Annotated in this window: 16 protein-coding genes; 11 read left to right on the plus strand and 5 right to left on the minus strand. The window is 64.9% G+C overall.

The annotated features are described in order from the left end of the window. Positions 1–250 precede the first annotated feature (250 nt). The 6 genes from WS46_RS29125 to WS46_RS29150 are packed head-to-tail and all read left to right on the plus strand — an operon-like array spanning position 251 to position 6,418. Positions 251–898: a TagK domain-containing protein gene (locus tag WS46_RS29125; RefSeq protein WP_063892216.1), complete on the plus strand. Its 648-nt coding sequence runs from the start codon at positions 251–253 to the stop codon at positions 896–898. Continuing rightward, positions 895–1,746: a type VI secretion system accessory protein TagJ gene (locus WS46_RS29130; RefSeq protein WP_059692584.1), complete on the plus strand. Its 852-nt coding sequence runs from the start codon at positions 895–897 to the stop codon at positions 1,744–1,746. The genes WS46_RS29125 and WS46_RS29130 overlap by 4 nt, the downstream gene beginning before the upstream one ends. Further along, entirely contained in the window at positions 1,739–2,299 is a 561-nt protein-coding gene (tssE, locus tag WS46_RS29135) for a type VI secretion system baseplate subunit TssE (RefSeq protein WP_059692586.1), read from the plus strand. Before WS46_RS29130 ends, tssE begins: the two co-directional genes overlap by 8 nt. A 35-nt stretch (positions 2,300–2,334) precedes the next feature. Continuing rightward, the gene (tssF, locus tag WS46_RS29140) at positions 2,335–4,224 is read left to right on the plus strand and encodes a type VI secretion system baseplate subunit TssF (protein ID WP_059692588.1); all 1,890 of its coding nucleotides are present in this window, start codon (positions 2,335–2,337) and stop codon (positions 4,222–4,224) included. Further along, on the plus strand, positions 4,224–5,300 hold the full coding sequence (gene tssG / locus WS46_RS29145) for a type VI secretion system baseplate subunit TssG (RefSeq protein ID WP_059692591.1): 1,077 nt from the start codon (positions 4,224–4,226) through the stop codon (positions 5,298–5,300). Before tssF ends, tssG begins: the two co-directional genes overlap by 1 nt. Next, entirely contained in the window at positions 5,297–6,418 is a 1,122-nt protein-coding gene (locus tag WS46_RS29150) for an ImpA family type VI secretion system protein (protein ID WP_059692593.1), read from the plus strand. The genes tssG and WS46_RS29150 overlap by 4 nt, the downstream gene beginning before the upstream one ends. A 24-nt stretch (positions 6,419–6,442) precedes the next feature. On the opposite strand, the gene WS46_RS29155 is transcribed toward WS46_RS29150, so the two are convergent. Then, positions 6,443–7,336, minus strand: coding sequence for an NAD(P)H-binding protein (locus tag WS46_RS29155; RefSeq protein ID WP_059692596.1), 894 nt, complete (start codon positions 7,334–7,336; stop codon positions 6,443–6,445). Between the two features lie 142 nt (positions 7,337–7,478). After that, the gene (locus WS46_RS29160; protein ID WP_059692598.1) at positions 7,479–8,402 is read right to left on the minus strand and encodes an AraC family transcriptional regulator; all 924 of its coding nucleotides are present in this window, start codon (positions 8,400–8,402) and stop codon (positions 7,479–7,481) included. A 193-nt stretch (positions 8,403–8,595) separates the two neighbouring features. Here WS46_RS29160 and WS46_RS29165 point away from each other — a divergent pair, with 193 nt between their 5' ends. After that, positions 8,596–8,793 (plus strand): hypothetical protein, encoded by a 198-nt coding sequence (locus tag WS46_RS29165; RefSeq protein ID WP_059692601.1) that lies wholly within the window; start codon positions 8,596–8,598, stop codon positions 8,791–8,793. A 48-nt stretch (positions 8,794–8,841) separates the two neighbouring features. Here the strand turns inward: WS46_RS29165 and WS46_RS29170 are convergent, their stop codons facing one another. After that, positions 8,842–9,795, minus strand: coding sequence for a LysR family transcriptional regulator (locus tag WS46_RS29170; RefSeq protein WP_059533632.1), 954 nt, complete (start codon positions 9,793–9,795; stop codon positions 8,842–8,844). A 100-nt stretch (positions 9,796–9,895) separates the two neighbouring features. On the opposite strand from WS46_RS29170, the gene WS46_RS29175 reads away from it, so the two are divergent. Together WS46_RS29175 and WS46_RS29180 are read left to right on the plus strand one after the other, a co-directional pair. Further along, positions 9,896–11,254 carry an NAD(P)/FAD-dependent oxidoreductase gene (locus tag WS46_RS29175; RefSeq protein ID WP_059692603.1) on the plus strand — a complete coding sequence of 453 codons (1,359 nt, stop codon included), beginning with the start codon at positions 9,896–9,898 and terminating at the stop codon, positions 11,252–11,254. Between the two features lie 324 nt (positions 11,255–11,578). Further along, on the plus strand, positions 11,579–12,013 hold the full coding sequence (locus tag WS46_RS29180; RefSeq protein WP_059692605.1) for a phosphatase: 435 nt from the start codon (positions 11,579–11,581) through the stop codon (positions 12,011–12,013). A gap of 174 nt (positions 12,014–12,187) precedes the next feature. Here WS46_RS29180 and WS46_RS29185 read toward each other — a convergent pair whose 3' ends face one another. Next, on the minus strand, positions 12,188–12,439 hold the full coding sequence (locus WS46_RS29185) for an energy transducer TonB (RefSeq protein WP_059447486.1): 252 nt from the start codon (positions 12,437–12,439) through the stop codon (positions 12,188–12,190). Positions 12,440–12,480: 41 nt separating this feature from the next. After that, positions 12,481–12,762 (minus strand): hypothetical protein, encoded by a 282-nt coding sequence (locus tag WS46_RS29190; protein ID WP_059692607.1) that lies wholly within the window; start codon positions 12,760–12,762, stop codon positions 12,481–12,483. 371 nt (positions 12,763–13,133) lie between these two features. Between WS46_RS29190 and WS46_RS29195 the strand changes: the two genes are divergently transcribed. Both WS46_RS29195 and WS46_RS29200 read left to right on the plus strand, forming a co-directional pair. Further along, positions 13,134–13,445, plus strand: coding sequence for a hypothetical protein (locus WS46_RS29195; RefSeq protein ID WP_059692610.1), 312 nt, complete (start codon positions 13,134–13,136; stop codon positions 13,443–13,445). A 353-nt stretch (positions 13,446–13,798) separates the two neighbouring features. Then, the gene (locus WS46_RS29200; protein ID WP_059692612.1) at positions 13,799–15,445 is read left to right on the plus strand and encodes an EAL domain-containing protein; all 1,647 of its coding nucleotides are present in this window, start codon (positions 13,799–13,801) and stop codon (positions 15,443–15,445) included. The last annotated feature ends 59 nt before the right edge of the window (positions 15,446–15,504 follow it).

A 15,504-nucleotide genomic window follows, 5' to 3' on the forward strand; every position in this document is an offset into this window, starting at 1 on the left:
CAAACAACCGCGCACAAGTCGTTGTTATTTTGAGATAAATTCATTTTTCTCGAGAATTAACACTTATCAAGAAATCGATAATTTTTTGATTGCAAAGGCATTAAATTCATTTTGTGACTTTGTTTTACATTTCAAATTTCATCTCAAAAAACATTCGCACAAAGCCCGTCATCACGCTTATTTTTATCTCAATAAACAACCGGCTGAAACTCGTGGTTAAATTGGGGACTTCTCGTCATTGGACTTCCAGATGCGTTCCTTTCGTCTGCCGTGGCGTCGCCAATCGGATGTCTCGCACACCGGGCTGCCGCGTGGCAACAGTCATGCGCGATCCGGCCACGCCGTTGCTGCTGCAGCCACCGTGCCAGCAGACGATTCACTCGCGTCACCGTATGCCGACGACCTGCTCGGCCAGCTCGGGATCGGCGGCCTGGAGCGCGGCGCGCGACGTTCGGATCCTTCGTCTCACACTTCCATTGGCGCGCCCGACAGCACCGACGCGCTGATCGATACGTTGCACGCGCAGTATTGGCGCGCGCTGGCCGATCCCCACGCGTCGGTTACCGTGGAATGGGCGTCAACTGCAGGAGAGGCGGAGCCGATCACGCGCACGTCCGCGCCCGATTCGCAGGGCTGTCTGGATCCCCGTCGCGATCATGATTCGATCGAAGCGATGCTGCTTGGCGATCGCACGCTCGAGGACGTATTCGAGCGACTGGATGAGCACAGCGCCTCCTTGCCAGAAGACGAACCCGTTCCCGAGATCCTGCATCTGTTCGCGCCTTCCGATTTTCGAGCGGAGGCCGTGCAGCATCCCCCCGCGCTCACACGGCGCGAACACCACGTGTTGACTATGGACAGCCCGCTGTCCGCGCCCTTGCGCAAGGATGAAGATTGACCCGGCTTACCGCTTCCTGCCCGCCCCCACTCGCTCGTCTGGACAAGATCCCACTCAGCGAGCAGATCGAACAAGTGTCCGCGCGCCTGCGCGCGCAGCCGACCATCGCGTCTCATCGGTGGGCACTGTTTCAGTTGTTGTGCGTCATGGGTGAATGGCCCCGGGCAATCCAGCAGTTGCAGACATGGGCCATGCTCGAACCGACACACACTGCAACCGCGCAGGTCTATCGCGACCTGATCCGTGCCGAATGCCGGCGCAAGCAGGTGATCGAGGGGCTCGCGCAGCCAGGCTTCGTATTCGAGCAGCCGGCGTGGATCGACGGATTGTTGAACGCACTGCACCTGGCCGCCTCGGGACGGATCGCCGCAGCCGACGACGCGCGCGAAGCGGCCTTCGATGCCGCTCCGACCGTCGCTGTGCGTATCCCGCAGGGCTCGGCAGCCTGGATCGTCGATAGCGATTCCCGTTTCGGCCCCGTGTGCGAAATCATCGTGGCCGGGCACTATCGCTGGATTCCGTTCGCCGATCTGGCGTCGTGGCAAGTGTCGCCGCCGACGAAGGTCGTCGATCTGGTTTGGGCGCCGTGTACGTTCACGCTTGGCGATGGCGCCATCGCTCACGGCTTCATGCCGGCTCGATATCACGGTTCGGAGATTGGCAGCGACGCCGTTCGCATCGGGCGCGAAACGACCTGGCGGGAGCACAGCCGAACCGGTGTCACGGCGCTTGGCCAAAAGACCTGGTCAACGGATCGAGGTGACTTCGGACTGTTCGAACTGGCAACCGCGGAGTTCGGCACAGGTCTCGGAAGCAGCGCCTCGGTCGAAGAGCCGATCAATGAGTGAGAACAGGAAAGTGCCTAGGGCCACCGACTCGCTCGCCGTCCGCACGCCACGGCGCGCCAATACGCATTTGATGCCGACCTTGCTCGACCGCCTGCGTGACGATGCACCGCACCGAAGCACCGAAGCGCCGGAGGAATACACGGTCACCCGCAAACAGATGCGCGACATCGTTCAGCGCGATCTCGCGTACCTGCTGAACACAACGAGCATCGAGGATCAGATCGATCGGAGCCGTCATCCGCACGTCGCTGCGTCGACCTTGAACTTCGGCGTGCCGCCCCTTGCGGGCGCCTTCATCGCGTCACGTCATTGGAACGACGTCGAGCAGACGATCCGGCGGGCCATCACCGATTTCGAACCGCGGCTGATTCCGGATTCCCTTGTGGTCTCTCCCCGCACCGGCAGCGGCGACGCCAGCGAGCATCACAACGTCCTCGCGTTCGAGGTTCGCGGGCTGATCCACATGGATCCGTACCCACTCGAATTCATGGTGCAGAGTTCGCTGGATCTCGAGACCAGCGAGATCCGCATTACCGGCATGCGCACGGGTTAAGCACCCCACGCCACAACGACTACGAGACCGTTCCGATGGACCCGCGACTGCTCGACTACTACAACCAGGAACTCATCTACATGCGCGAACTCGCGACCGAATTCGCGCATGCACATCCGAAGATCGCCCGCCGTCTCGGTATGCAGGCCGGTGAAGTGGCGGATCCCTACGTCGAGCGCCTGATCGAGTCGTTCAGCTTCATGGCCGCTCGCATGCAGCTCAAGCTCGATGCGGAATTCCCGCGCTTTACCGAACGGTTGCTTGAAGTCGTTTACCCGAATTACGTCGCGCCCACGCCGTCGATTGCCGTTGCACGCCTGCATCCCGGGGGCACGGAGGGCAGCCTTGCCAACGGATATCGGATTGCGCGCGGCACCGCCTTTACGGCCCGCGTTCCCGATGGCGAAAGAACGGCGTGCCGATTCACGAGCGGGCAGGACGTGACGCTCTGGCCGCTGACGATCACCGAGGCCCGCTTGACGGGTGTTCCGCCGGACATCGCCGGCCTCGAGCGCTACGTGCCGCCCGATACGCAGGTGCGCGGCGCATTGCGGCTACGCCTGGCAACGACCGGTGACGTGCGAATTTCCGACCTGAAGGGGCTCGATCGACTTCCCGTCTACCTTGCCGGTGACGAGCAGGTTGCATCCCACCTGTTCGAATTGCTGCATGCCGGTGCCGTCGCGTCCGTGATCGGCGCGCCCGGCGAGTTCGGCATCCCGGGGCGTCCGCTCGCAGCGGTGACACGTAACGCAGTCGAGCATGAAGGGCTGCGCACCGACCAGAACCTGCTGCCGCTCACCTGGACGAAGTTCCATGGGCATAACCTGTTGCACGAGTATTTCGCGTGCCCGGCCCGATTCTGGTTCTTTGCGCTGAACGGGCTCGCCGAAGGCTTTTCGGCGGTGCACGGCCGCGAAGTCGAGATCGTCGTGTTGCTCGACCGCTCGCCGGCTCAACTGGCAAACCTCGTGGACGCTTCACGCTTCGCGCTGTTCTGCACACCCGTCATCAACTTGTTCAGCAAGCATACCGACCGGATCGAGATCACGCCGCGAGAAACCGAGTTTCACCTGGTGCCGGCACGGCTCGCACCGCTCGACTACGAGGTGTTTTCGGTGGAGGCCGTGTACGGCCGCGTGGCCTCGACGTCCGCCGAACTCACTTTCCGCCCGCTCTACCAAACGCTGAACAACGACGAAGGCAATCACGGTCGCTACTTCTCCGCGCGGCGCGAGCGACGCCTCGTGTCCGATTCGGCTCGTCGTTACGGTACACGCACGCCTTACATCGGCACGGAAGTGTTTCTCTCCCTCGTCGATCAAAACGAGGCCCCCTATAACGAAAACATCCGCTACCTGTCGGTCGATGCACTGCTGACAAATCGCGATCTGGCTACGCTCGTGCCACGCAACGGTATCGACGACCTGGACACGGCCGAATCCGCGCCGGTCGCGAGCATTGGCCTCATCCGCGCGCCCAGCCCTCCGCTACCGCCCCACGCGGAGCGGGAAATGGCATGGCGCCTGATCCGCCAGCTCAATTTCAACTACCTGCCACTCGACGATTTCGATCACCGTGAAGGGGGGCAAGGGCTGCGCGATCTGCTCCGCCTGTACGTCGCGGACGGCGATTCCGGACAAGGCCGGCAAGTCGAAAGCCTCGTCGGCGTAAGGACGCGCCCCGTGACCCGCAAGCTGCCGGGAATCGGTCCGATGACATTCGGGCGCGGTATCGAGTGCACACTGACCGTCGACGAGACGGACTTCTCGGGCGTGAGCCCTTACCTGTTCGGTGTGGTCCTCGAACATTGGCTCGCGCGGCACGTATCGATCAACAGCTTCACGCAAACCGAACTGCATTCGATGCAGCGAGGTCGCATCGCACGCTGGCCGGTGCGCACGGGCACACGCGGAGTGCTGTGATGAAGCGCGCCACGCTGCCCGCGCAGCTTCGCCACAGCATGCTGTCGCCTGAGCAGCTCGAACGCTTGCAGGCCGAGCCCTGGCGGTTCGGGTTTCTGTCGCTCTTGCGCCGCATCGGCGCGAACCCCGCCATCGATCCGATCGGCACGGCACGCCGGCCAGGCTCGGAACCATTACGGCTTGGCCAGCAACCGAGCCTCGCCTTTGCCCCGCGAGAAGTCGCAAGCGCGGAACAATCCGCGGGGCGGTTGAAGGTGCGACTTTTCAGTCTCGGGATGCTCGGTCCCCATGGTCCGCTCCCGATCCACTTCACCGAAATCGCGAAGGATCGCCAAGAGAGCCGGCGCGACACGACGACCGTCGATTTTTTCGACATCTTCCATCATCGCTACTTCACGCTGTTCTATCGCGCGTGGGCGTCGGCTCAATCAGCCGCCGGACTCGATCGAACGCAAAACGAGCGATTTTCGTTCTACATCGCGAGCCTCGCGGGACTGGACATCGGCGAGATTTCCAGGCGCCCGTTGCCCTCGCACGCGCGCCTCGCCGCCGCGGCGCATCTCGTACGCGAATCGCGCAATCCCGACGGCCTGCGCGCGACGCTCGAGCACTACTTCGGCGTGCCGGTCGCGGTTGAAGAGAACGTGTTCCACTGGATCGAAATCGACCCGGCCGACTGCGGCCGAATGGGCCGCCCGGGTGCTGCCGCGACGATGGGACAAGGCGCCATGCTCGGACGTGTCGCGCCAGACCGTCAGCACCGCTTTCGAATCATCATCGGCCCGCTCGATCTGGACGCCTATCTGCGCTTCACGCCTCAAGGCGAGGATCTGCCACAGCTCGTCGAATGGGTGCGGGCGTTCGTCGGCTACGAACTGGAATGGGAACTCGAGTTGCGTATCAAGCCGGAGAGTGCGCCACCGGCGGTGATGGGCGGCCAACAACGCATGGGCTGGTCCGGATGGCTCGGCCGCCCGGACCAGCGCAAACCCATTACCGGCATGCGGTTCGAACCCGAACGTTACGCGCGTCATTTCGATCGCCGCCCGACAAGCCCTGGAACCGACCGACCATGAGCAAGAAGCAATCGCCCACCCCCGCGAAGCCGAGCCGCCCCTCCGCGATCGACGCCACGCACTTCGACTGGCTGTTGCCGGTAAGCGACGACGCACCGTGCGGCTCGGATCTCGAGTATGACCACGATTTCGTGGTGCTTTTCGCTGACGCGGCATCCAGGCCGGATGTGCAGTACGGCGCGTTTGTCGGATCGCCTGAACCGCTCAACTGGAGCGAGCTCGAGCGCAACTGCCGACGGCTGATGCTGCGCACGAAGGATATCCGTGTCGCGGTGCTCTACGCCCGTTGTCGCACGCGCCTCGGCGGTCCGTCGGGATTGGCGGAGGGAACGGGGCTGCTCGCTGCATGGCTGCAGGCATTTCCCGACAGCGTTCACCCCCAGGCAAGCACGGACGATGATCGCGGCGCCGCGCTGGAAATGCGAATGAATGCCCTGCAGGCGATGACGGATCCCGACGGATTGCTTGCCGACGTCCGGGAGATCGTGCTGATGAAGTCGACCGCCACGCGCCTGCAGATGCGGGATGTCGAACGCGCTTTCGCCCATCCGCGTTCGGCGGATGCGCTCGCACCGGATTCAGTCATCCAGCAGTTGCGTGATCTGCGGGCGCAACAGCCGGACATGATGAACGCGTTCGATGAAACGATCTCGAATCTTGCCGCGATCGACATCTGGGGAGCGACTCATCTCGACACGTATCTGCCCGACCTTTCGCCATTGATTCGATTGCTTCAACTGTTGAATGTCGCGGGCACGCACGTCGAGGCAACTTCGGACGTCGAACATGTTTTCGTTGATGACATTGACGGCCAGAATCGAGACGGTGTGCAGCCCGACGGAGAATTCACGTCAATTTCTCCGGATAACGAATTGAACTCGGGCGCAAACGCACCGCATGCTGCTCCTTGCATCGAACCGGTGCCGATGACCCGCCACGAGGCGCTGGCTCTGATCAATACGGCGCGCCGGTGGTTCGAAACGAACGAACCAAGCAGCCCGATCCCGGTATTGCTGAAGCGGGCCGAACAGTTCGTTGGCAAACGCTACGTCGAGGTGGTCAACGCGATTCCGGGTGATCTTCTTGCACAATGGGACCAGATGGATAGCGTGGAATAGCGTCGGAGGCGCCGGCCACCTGCGTCACGCCCGCGCTGCGTGCACCCGCACCAGCGCAGCGAGCGCCTCCTCCGGTGTCGTCGTGCCATACACGCGCTCCGACACACCAGCCTCGACGTCGATCTGCCCCGCGTTGTGCACGTCGTACAGATCGACGATCAGTTGCGCATGTCGCTCACTAAGGCCCGCGCGCAGCAGCGTCGCGGTCCATGCGTCGCGCGGCAGTTCGCGCGCGACGATCTCGCGGTCCGCGGCTGCGCCGAGCGTCTCCGCGATGTCTCGCACGCTCACGCGCCGCGGGCCCTCGATGCTGACGATGCGCGGCCCATTGCCGGTCTCTGCGGCATCGAGCAGCAGCCGCGCCGCCGCGACGCCCACGTCGGGCGCCCATACCGTCGGAAACACCTTGTCGACCGGATGGTGAAAACTCGGCAGCACGCCGGTTGCAAGCGCGACCGGCAACACGCGAGTCCAGTTCTGCAGATGTTCTGCCGAGCGCAACAGCGTCAGCCGGGTCGGGACCGTCTTCAACCTCTCTTCCAGCAGATGAAACGACCGCGTGATGCCCGTGTTGCCGGCAAGTTCCGCGCCATAGTCCGACAGCGCGAGCAACGCCGGCGGCGGATTCGCGGCGAGTGCGCCGGTCACGACGTCGAGCGTGCGCGCCATCGTCGCGGCCGGGTCGCCGTCGGCGACGGGCACCGGACACAGCATCTGCACGGCTTGCGCGCCGTCGATCGCCGTGGCGATCGCACCTGCATCCGTCAGGTCGGCGATCGCCACTTCGCAGCCGAGTTGCGCGAAACGTTCGCGATGGCGTGCGTCGCGCAGCACGGCGCGCACGGGATGGCCTGCGTGGCGCAGGGTCGTCACGGTCGACGAGCCGACGTTGCCTGATGCTCCGAAAATCACGAACACGATCCGCTCCTGGAGGATGAAGGTGCAGTGATTGTCGGCGTGCGCGAACGGGAAGGCGCGCAGGCGCGGATGATGCGAACAGGAAAGGATGACGGGATGCGGGGCCGCACACGGATCGCACGGCCCACCGGTTCGTCAGCGGCTATCGATCCGACGCCGACGCATCGTCCTCGCCGTCATAAGCCAGCCGGAGCCCGCCCCGCGCCCCGGACCGCGCGACCTCCGTCGGCGTCGCGCCCAGCACGCGACTCATCCAGTTCGCCATATGGCTCTGATGGGCGAACCCGGCTTCGAGCGCGATCTGGCTGATGCTGAGCCGGCCTTCGAGCAGCAACGCCTTCGCACGCTCGACCCGGCGCCGCACCACGTACTGATGCACCGGCATCCCGAGCGTCTCGCGAAACAGCACCTTGAAATGCGGCACGCTGATCGACACGAGCGCCGCAAGCTCGGCAAGCGTCATGCGGCGTTCGAGGTTGGCCTCGACATAGTCGATCACGCGCGCCGCCGCCTTCGGCGCGAGCGTCCGCCGGCGCTCGCGGAACACGGGCTGGCCATCGACCAGTCGCGCGACGAGCGCCGTGCACAGGCTCTCCGCATAGAGCGGGTCGGACGCGTCTTCCGCCTCGAGTTCGGCGGCCATTGCCCATGCGATGTGTTGCAGGCGCGGATCGCGCACCTGCAGCCGCCGGCGGATCTGCGCCTGCGACGGCTTCAGCTCGAGTTGCTCGAACGTGCGCCGCACGAACGTGTCGCTGAGCATGACGTGCAGGATCCGGCAGTCGGCGCTGTCCGTCCATTGGCCCGGCAGGCCGGCGGGAATCACGTCGATGTCGCCGTGCGCCTGGATGCGCGACACGCGCTGGCCATCGCACACGCAATCAGCGCGCACGGGCGAGCCGATATGCACGCCGATGCGGTGATGATCGGCCGCCGGAATCCGGTACGTACCCGCGCGAATCTCCAGCAGCGACGCGCCGAAGCCGCGCCAGCCGAGCCCGCGGCTGGAGCGCAGGCTGACCGGCACGCCATTGTCGGTCGGCGCGGCGAGAATCGGATCGCTCATGGTTCTTCTCCACCAGATCGTGGGTCGAACGCGCATTGTGACGCTTTTTCCGGCCGTTTGCCGGGCGCGCGCCGCCATTCCCGCAACGAGCAGAAAAAGATCATCCGTTCCTGCTCCGCCGCATCCTTGCGTGCGCGCCGACGGGCGCCGCGGCGCTTACGATGGGCTTCATCCGACACCTACGGAGACCGTCATGCCCCATTCCTGCCTATTGCGCGCGGCGTTCATTCCCTCTTCGCCGTCCCGGACAACCCACCGTCCCGACGGCCCCGCTCCCCGCAACGACCGGATCGCCTTCGCCGCGCGATGCCTGCGCATGCTCGGCTGGTACCGCCTCGAACGGCTGCTCGCGTCGATTCCCGACAGCAACGACGACTTCGGGCTCGTTTGACCGACGGCACGCACGGCTCGCACACGCCGCCCGCGTCCCGGCGTGCGCCTACTTGCGCCGCCGCTCGTGCGGCGCGACCGTCGCGCCGTCGATCACCGGCGCGCCCTGCTTGATCAGGAAGTCGCGAAACAACCCCGTCACCTGTGAGATCCGCCGGTCGGCGAGCGTGACCACATACCATTCGCGCTCGATCGGGTTGCCCGGAAACGGCAGTTGCCCGAGCAGCCCCGTGCGCAACTCGAGTGCACACGCGTGCAACGACAGGAACGCGACGCCGAGCCCCGCTTCGGCCATCTGCTTGATCGCCTCGTTGCTCGACAGTTCGGAGCCCACATGGAAACGGTAGCCGGCCGTCTTGAACAGGCTCTCGACGGTCGAGCGCGTGCCCGCGCCGCGTTCGCGCACGAGCAGGTGCGCGGATTCGAGATCCTTCAGCGCGACGCGCTTGCGCTGCATCAGCGGATGGCCCGGCGCCGCGACGAACACCATCGGATGCTTCGCGAACTCGACCGCGTGCGTGCGCAGCTCCTTCGGTGCGCTGCCCATCACCGCGAGATCGATTTCATGCGTCGCGAGCATGCGGATGATGTCGTCGCGATTGCCGACCTTGAAATAGGTCTTCACGTGCGGTCGCGTCGCGGTGAATTTCACCAGCAGCGGTGGAATCAGATACTCGGCCGTCGTGATCGCGCCGATCCGCAGCGTGCCGCCGAGGTCGCCCGTCAGCGCGGCCACTTCGTCGCCGGCCTCGCTCCATAGATGCAGGATCTCGCGCGCATAGCGCGCCACGATTTCACCGGCGGCGGTCAGCTGCACGCCGCGCCCCACCCGCTGCAGCAACGCGGCGCCTACCGCCTCCTCGAGCAGGCGAACCTGCAGCGACACGGCCGGCTGCGTCAGGTTCAGCTCCTCGGCCGCGCGCGACACGCTGCCGAGCCGCGCGATCATGTCCAGCGCCTTGAGCTGCCGGAACGTCGCGGTCTTTCCTATAAGTGAATACATATGAGTCGCTTATAAACATTAAATTGTTCGCGTAGGTTCAAAACTATATCGTCGGTTCTTGAGCAATGTCATCCGAATCGTCATCAGCGGGAGCCACAACATGGACCACATCACGCCTACCCTTGCAACGGATCGCGCACCGCGCGTGCCGCGCATCGTGATCGTCGGCGGCGGCGCCGGCGGCCTGCAACTCGCCACGCGCCTCGGCGACACGGTCGGCCGCCGCGGGCAAGCCGACGTCGTGCTCGTCGACCGCTACCCGACGCACTTCTGGAAGCCGCTGCTGCACGAAGCCGCATCCGGCCATCGCGATCCGGCCTCGCACACGATCGAATACGCGGCGCAGGCGAAGCGCCACGGCTTCCGCTTCGTGCAGGGCGCGTTGCAGCAGGTCGACCGCGCGGCACGCACGGCGACGATCGCGCCGGTGCAGGACGCGGACGGCACGGAGATCCTGCCGCAACGCGAGCTCGGCTACGACGATCTGGTGCTGGCCGTCGGCAGCGTGACGAACTTCTTCAACGTGCCGGGCGCCGCGCGGCACGCGCTACCGCTCGAAAATCTCGACCAGGCCGAGGATTTCCGCCGCAAGTTCCTGGCCGCCTGCACGAAGGCGAACCACCTGGCCGAGCAGCAGCCGGCGCACCGCGCGGCACCGATCTGCATCAACGTGATCGGCGCGGGCGCGACGGGTGTCGAACTGGCCGCGGCGCTGCGCCACGCGATCCAGCAGCTGACGACGTATCGCTTCAAGGCGCTGGTGTCCGCGCGCGACGTGCATATCCGGCTGATCGAAGGCGGCCCGCGCATCCTGCCGGCGCTCGACGCAAGGCTGTCGGCCAGGATGCACGCGCAATTGCGCACGCTGAACGTCGACGTGCTGACGGATACACGCGTCGCGGAAGTGGGCGCGGACGCGGTCATGACCGCAACGGGCGAGCGGCTTGCGAGCGACATCACGATCTGGGCGGCCGGCGTCGCGGGCCCCGCGATCCTGCGGGAACTGGGCGACATCGCGCTCAACCGTTCGAACCAGGTGATCGTGACCGACACGCTGCAGACGCCCGACGATCCGCACGTGTATGCGTTCGGCGACTGCGCTGCATGCCCGTCGGCCGATGCGAGCGGTTTCCTGCCGCCGCGCGCGCAGGTCGCGCACCAGCAGGCCGTGTATCTAGGCGATGCGCTCGCACGGCGCCTCGCCGGCAAGCCGGTGTCGGGCTTCACGTTCCGCGATGCGGGCACCGTCGTGTCGCTCGGCCAAGCGGGCGCCGTGTATCAGGCCGACCTCGGTGTGCGTTCGCGCTCGCTGATCGTCGACGGGCTCGCCGCGATCGGGCTGTACAAGTTCCTGTACCGCAAGCATCTGTTCAGCGTGTACGGACTGAAGCGCGCGCTGTTCCAGTCGCTGAGCCACTGGCTGCAAAGCCGCAACCAGCCGTCGATCAAGCTGCACTGATCGCCGACCGCCACGCGGCATCGCAAGACGGCGTATCGGGCGCATCTCGCCCGATACGCCGTTTTTTCATCTGCACACATCGGGTGCATTCATTTCGTGCGCGCCTTTGGTGCATCACGTCGAAGCGCGTCGATACGATGCAGATCATCCGGAAAACACGCCCTCACATGCATCCCGCGCCAGCGCTGGCTCACCGCCCCATTCATTAGTCGAATCGTATGAGTCGGATATAAATATTAATTGGTCGCATATTCCGGATCGACGCTAAGGTGTGCGGCATTCCCGTCCGCGAACGGATCGTCACGTCTCAGGAGAGGAATCACCGTGGTCATCGAAGCCATCGTCACCCGTCTCGACGCCGCATTCGCTCAGATCGAAGCGACACCGGATTCCCACGAATCGCGCAACCAGCGCGATGCGATCATCCAGTGGCTCGACAGCGCGTCGGAGCAGGGATATCGACTCGGTCTCGTCACGACGCTGCCTGCCGCCCGGCTCAGCGACATGTTCGAAGGCCAGTTCGGCCGCGCGAACCTCGACCGCTTCTCGGTCGTCGTGACCGACGCTCATCAGCAGGACTCCGTAGCAAATCAGCATCCGTTCGACGTCGCGCTGCAGGCGCTGGGCGTGCCGCCCGAGCGCGCGGTGGCCGTCGCGAGCAGCGAACCGGAACGCCGCGAAGCCGAGACGTTCGGCCTGTCGCGTTGCGTGCGCATCACCGACACGATACGCTCGATCGCATCGTCAGACCTGCACTGACCTGAGCACCTGCATACGCGCATCGGAACGGCTCGCGGTTCATCGTGAAGATGCTGCACAACGCACGCGAGTCGGATTTTCAGGCAGCGTGCGACGGCGCGACGATTGCCGCGCGAAGCCACGTCTACGATTGCGGGAAATTGAAGTGCTGCTACGGCTGTCCGTGACGCGTCGTCAGTCCACCGGGTAATCGAGATCGTGCCAGCGCTTCGCCGATTTCCCACCCGAGCCGAGGTGACCGCCGGGGAAGCGCATCACGGCAATCGCGTGAAGCGCCTTCTCGTCGAGCGCGGCGTCGCCGCAACTGCGCCTGACCTTGAGATCGCGGACACGCCCGTGCTCGTCGAGCCAGACACGCACGATCACGCGCCTTCTCGACGTGCCGTTCTGCACGCCGCGTGACAGCAGGCGGTCCATCAGCGACATGAGATTCTCCGTGAAGGTCGAATGCGTCGGTCATCGCGGCGTCAATGCTGGACGGCCGCGGTTTTGTGCGCCGTCCGCACGGCCTTCGGCTTCGCGACGACGGGCGCCTTCGGATCGATGCCGACCGCATGCTCGACCTTGCGGGTCTTCGCGGGCGCCGCGTGCGCCTTCGACACGGGTTTCGCGTCGGCGTGCACCGCGGCCGGCGCATTCGACCGCGAAGAGCCGGTTTGCCGCCCCGGCTTCACGGCCGTCACACCGCTCGCCGCCACGGGCGAATGCTTGATCTGATGTGCGTATTCCTTGACGTCGTGGTCGCTCATCCACGATTCCGTATAGGCCGCCGACGCGGGCTGCGACAGGTTGAGATACGCGACCGATGCGACGAGAAAGGCACGAATTTGCGTGCGACGATTGAATGCGGTAATGACGAATGCTCCTTGCGAACTGGCTCGACGCCCGGTATCGGCGCCGTCGTGGCGGCACGATAAATGAGCGCATTCGGCATCGCAAGCGTCTGACGGGTGATCCAAACGATTCTTGACGTTTGAACGATCGATCCGGTGCGCGAGACCGCTCACGCAGCGCGTTCGACCGCGTCGGACATGCTGATGTCGTCGCGCCTGCGGGGCCTCGGCGGCTTGCCGAACTTGGGCCCGCCGGCGGTGTCGAACGTGCATCGCCGGAGAATCACATGAAACGCGCCGCTCCTTTCGCCATCCTGATCCTGCTTGCCGCCGTCGGCTTGCCGGCGGTCGCCGGCGCCGCGACGGACAATGCCGCCGCGCCGGTTGCGCAGCAGGCGAGAAACTGCGTGCCGTCCTCGACGTCCGCCGGCACCGCGCCCGGCTCCCGCGCCGCACCAAAGGCGCCGCCGATCCGCATCTGCGTCGGCGATTCCGATACGCAGCTGAACCTGCCGTGGTTCCTGACCGACGTCCTTACCGCCGTGGACACGCATCAATCGCCCCGCGACCTGCTCCACAAGATGCGCAACGACTTCTGAAGCACGGCCGCCGGAAATGACGCGCGGCGCAAATATTTCTCCACGAGCATCAATCTCGATATTTATCTACATTTTGGATAGCAATATTTCGTAATAAGGTGGGACACGCCTTATACTTGCCGCGCACCATCCTCGTGCCAAGAGACGGTGACTTCTGTCCCGGCTGCATACCGATGCGGCCGGGTTTTTTTTGGGCGTGCGATACCGATATACATGCGTTGTCGATGTATGTTACGAGAAAGCGCCTCGAATCCTGTGCCCGCCGCGCTGTCGCTTCGTGCGTTTCGCGAGCGTAGAATCGATTTGCGTCCCGATATGGGCGCGAGCCGCGGTGCCCCGGCCAGGCACGGCGAATGCCTCGCGCCAAGCCATCGACCGGTTCGACCTGCATTCACATGCGAACAACAACAAGTACGACCCGAGGACCCGCCGCGCACGCACCGCGCCCGAAGCCCGCGTTCCAGCGCAGCGGCGCGTGGCCGCATGTCGTCTTTCCCGGCGCCCTGATCGTCTGCATTCTCGTGTTCATGCTGGCGCTCGTCGTTGCAGGGCGCCTCGCGCGCGACTCGATTGCACGGCACGAACGCGACGTCGCGAACGACATCGTGATATCGGTCGACCGCATCCTCGACGGGATTCGCTCGCGGCACCCGAATGAGTTGAACGCGCTGGTCGGGCGGCCCTGCACGACGATCTTCAGGACGCTCGCCGAAGTGGGCACTCACCTGCGCTATCTTCGGGCCGTCGGGCTGGCGAACGGCGGTCGCGTCACGTGTTCGTCGGCGCTGGGCGCGATCGACGTCCCGCTCGACGCGTACATTCACGCGCCCGCGCCGGGGATGACGGCCATCACGCTGCTTCGGCAGACGCCGTTTCAGCAACACGTTCCGGTGCTGGCGGCGTTTCGCGCGACCGCGCCCAACTCCGGCGTCCTTTATGTGGTCGAGGGCGACTATGTGGCGGACATGCTCGCGCACGGGACCCGCTTCGGGGCGGAAACGGCCACGCTGTCGATCGAGGGCGCGGGCAGCATCGATCAGCATGGCGCGTTCGTGCCGTCATTCGGCGCGGCGCCGGCCACCGGCAGCAAGATCGCGTCGAACGCCTGGCCGTTCACGGTCTCGGTCACCTCGGCGGAACCGTACGTTTCGCAGGTGCAGCGGCGCTACCGACTCATCTGCCTGACGATCGCGCTGCTGGTCAACGGCCTCGTCGCGGCCGCGTACCTGCTCGCAATAGCGCCGCGCCGGCTGTTGCTGAAGGCCGTTCGCAATGCGCTGAAGCGCAACGAATTTCATGTCGTCTACCAGCCGATCGTCGACGTCGAAACGCGACGGACCGTCGGCGTCGAGGCGCTGCTGCGCTGGCACCATCCGAAATGGGGGGCCATCAGTCCGGCCGTGTTCGTGCCGCAGGTCGAGTCGAGTGCGGTCCTGCCGAAGGTGACCGAGTTCGTGCTTCGGACGGCCGTATCGGAGCTGACCGCACTCGCGCCGTCGATGCCGCTGCGCATCGCGATCAACGTCGCGCCGAAGGATCTCGAACGCGCCCGCTTCGTGTCCGTCGTCGAAGACACGATCGGCCGGCTTCCACCGCGTTGCACGCTGGTGCTCGAAGTGACCGAGCGCATCCTGCTCGAGAAGAATCCGCGCACCACCGAGATGTTCGCCACGCTGCGCGCGAAAGGCGCGAAGTTCGCGATCGACGACTTCGGCACGCATCACAGCAACCTCGACATGCTGTCGCGCTTTCCGTTCGACTACGTGAAGATCGATCGACAGTTCATCTCGCAGCTCACGACGGGCAACGCGAAACTGATCGAAGGGATCGCGGCGGTCGCCCATCACTACGGCCTTAAGATCATTGCCGAGGGCGTGGAGACGGAAGAGCAGCATCGCGCGCTGCATGCGGTCGGGATTCAGTACGCGCAGGGTTATCTGTATCAGCGGCCACGGCGAGCGGAACACCTGAAGCGGAACTTCGCGCCGATGCCGGCTTGAGTGCCGCAGCGGCGCGGCACGCTCGGCAGACGAATACGTGACGCAAACGCGTCGTCCGG

This window comes from Burkholderia sp. RF4-BP95 (assembly GCF_001521985.1).
Classification (GTDB): Bacteria; Pseudomonadota; Gammaproteobacteria; order Burkholderiales; family Burkholderiaceae; genus Burkholderia; species Burkholderia diffusa.

Bases quoted from the DNA above. Each gene is read 5' to 3' on its own strand.
- WS46_RS29150 (WP_059692593.1), top strand. From the start codon at position 5,297: ATGAGCAAGAAGCAATCGCCCACCCCCGCGAAGCCGAGCCGCCCCTCC.
- WS46_RS29165 (WP_059692601.1), top strand. From the start codon at position 8,596: ATGCCCCATTCCTGCCTATTGCGCGCGGCGTTCATTCCCTCTTCGCCG.
- WS46_RS29200 (WP_059692612.1), top strand. From the start codon at position 13,799: ATGCCTCGCGCCAAGCCATCGACCGGTTCGACCTGCATTCACATGCGA.
- WS46_RS29190 (WP_059692607.1), bottom strand. From the start codon at position 12,762: ATGAGCGACCACGACGTCAAGGAATACGCACATCAGATCAAGCATTCG.
- tssF (WP_059692588.1), top strand. From the start codon at position 2,335: ATGGACCCGCGACTGCTCGACTACTACAACCAGGAACTCATCTACATG.
- WS46_RS29125 (WP_063892216.1), top strand. From the start codon at position 251: ATGCGTTCCTTTCGTCTGCCGTGGCGTCGCCAATCGGATGTCTCGCAC.
- WS46_RS29195 (WP_059692610.1), top strand. From the start codon at position 13,134: ATGAAACGCGCCGCTCCTTTCGCCATCCTGATCCTGCTTGCCGCCGTC.
- WS46_RS29170 (WP_059533632.1), bottom strand. From the start codon at position 9,795: ATGTATTCACTTATAGGAAAGACCGCGACGTTCCGGCAGCTCAAGGCG.
- WS46_RS29175 (WP_059692603.1), top strand. From the start codon at position 9,896: ATGGACCACATCACGCCTACCCTTGCAACGGATCGCGCACCGCGCGTG.
- tssG (WP_059692591.1), top strand. From the start codon at position 4,224: ATGAAGCGCGCCACGCTGCCCGCGCAGCTTCGCCACAGCATGCTGTCG.
- WS46_RS29160 (WP_059692598.1), bottom strand. From the start codon at position 8,402: ATGAGCGATCCGATTCTCGCCGCGCCGACCGACAATGGCGTGCCGGTC.
- WS46_RS29185 (WP_059447486.1), bottom strand. From the start codon at position 12,439: ATGTCGCTGATGGACCGCCTGCTGTCACGCGGCGTGCAGAACGGCACG.
- tssE (WP_059692586.1), top strand. From the start codon at position 1,739: ATGAGTGAGAACAGGAAAGTGCCTAGGGCCACCGACTCGCTCGCCGTC.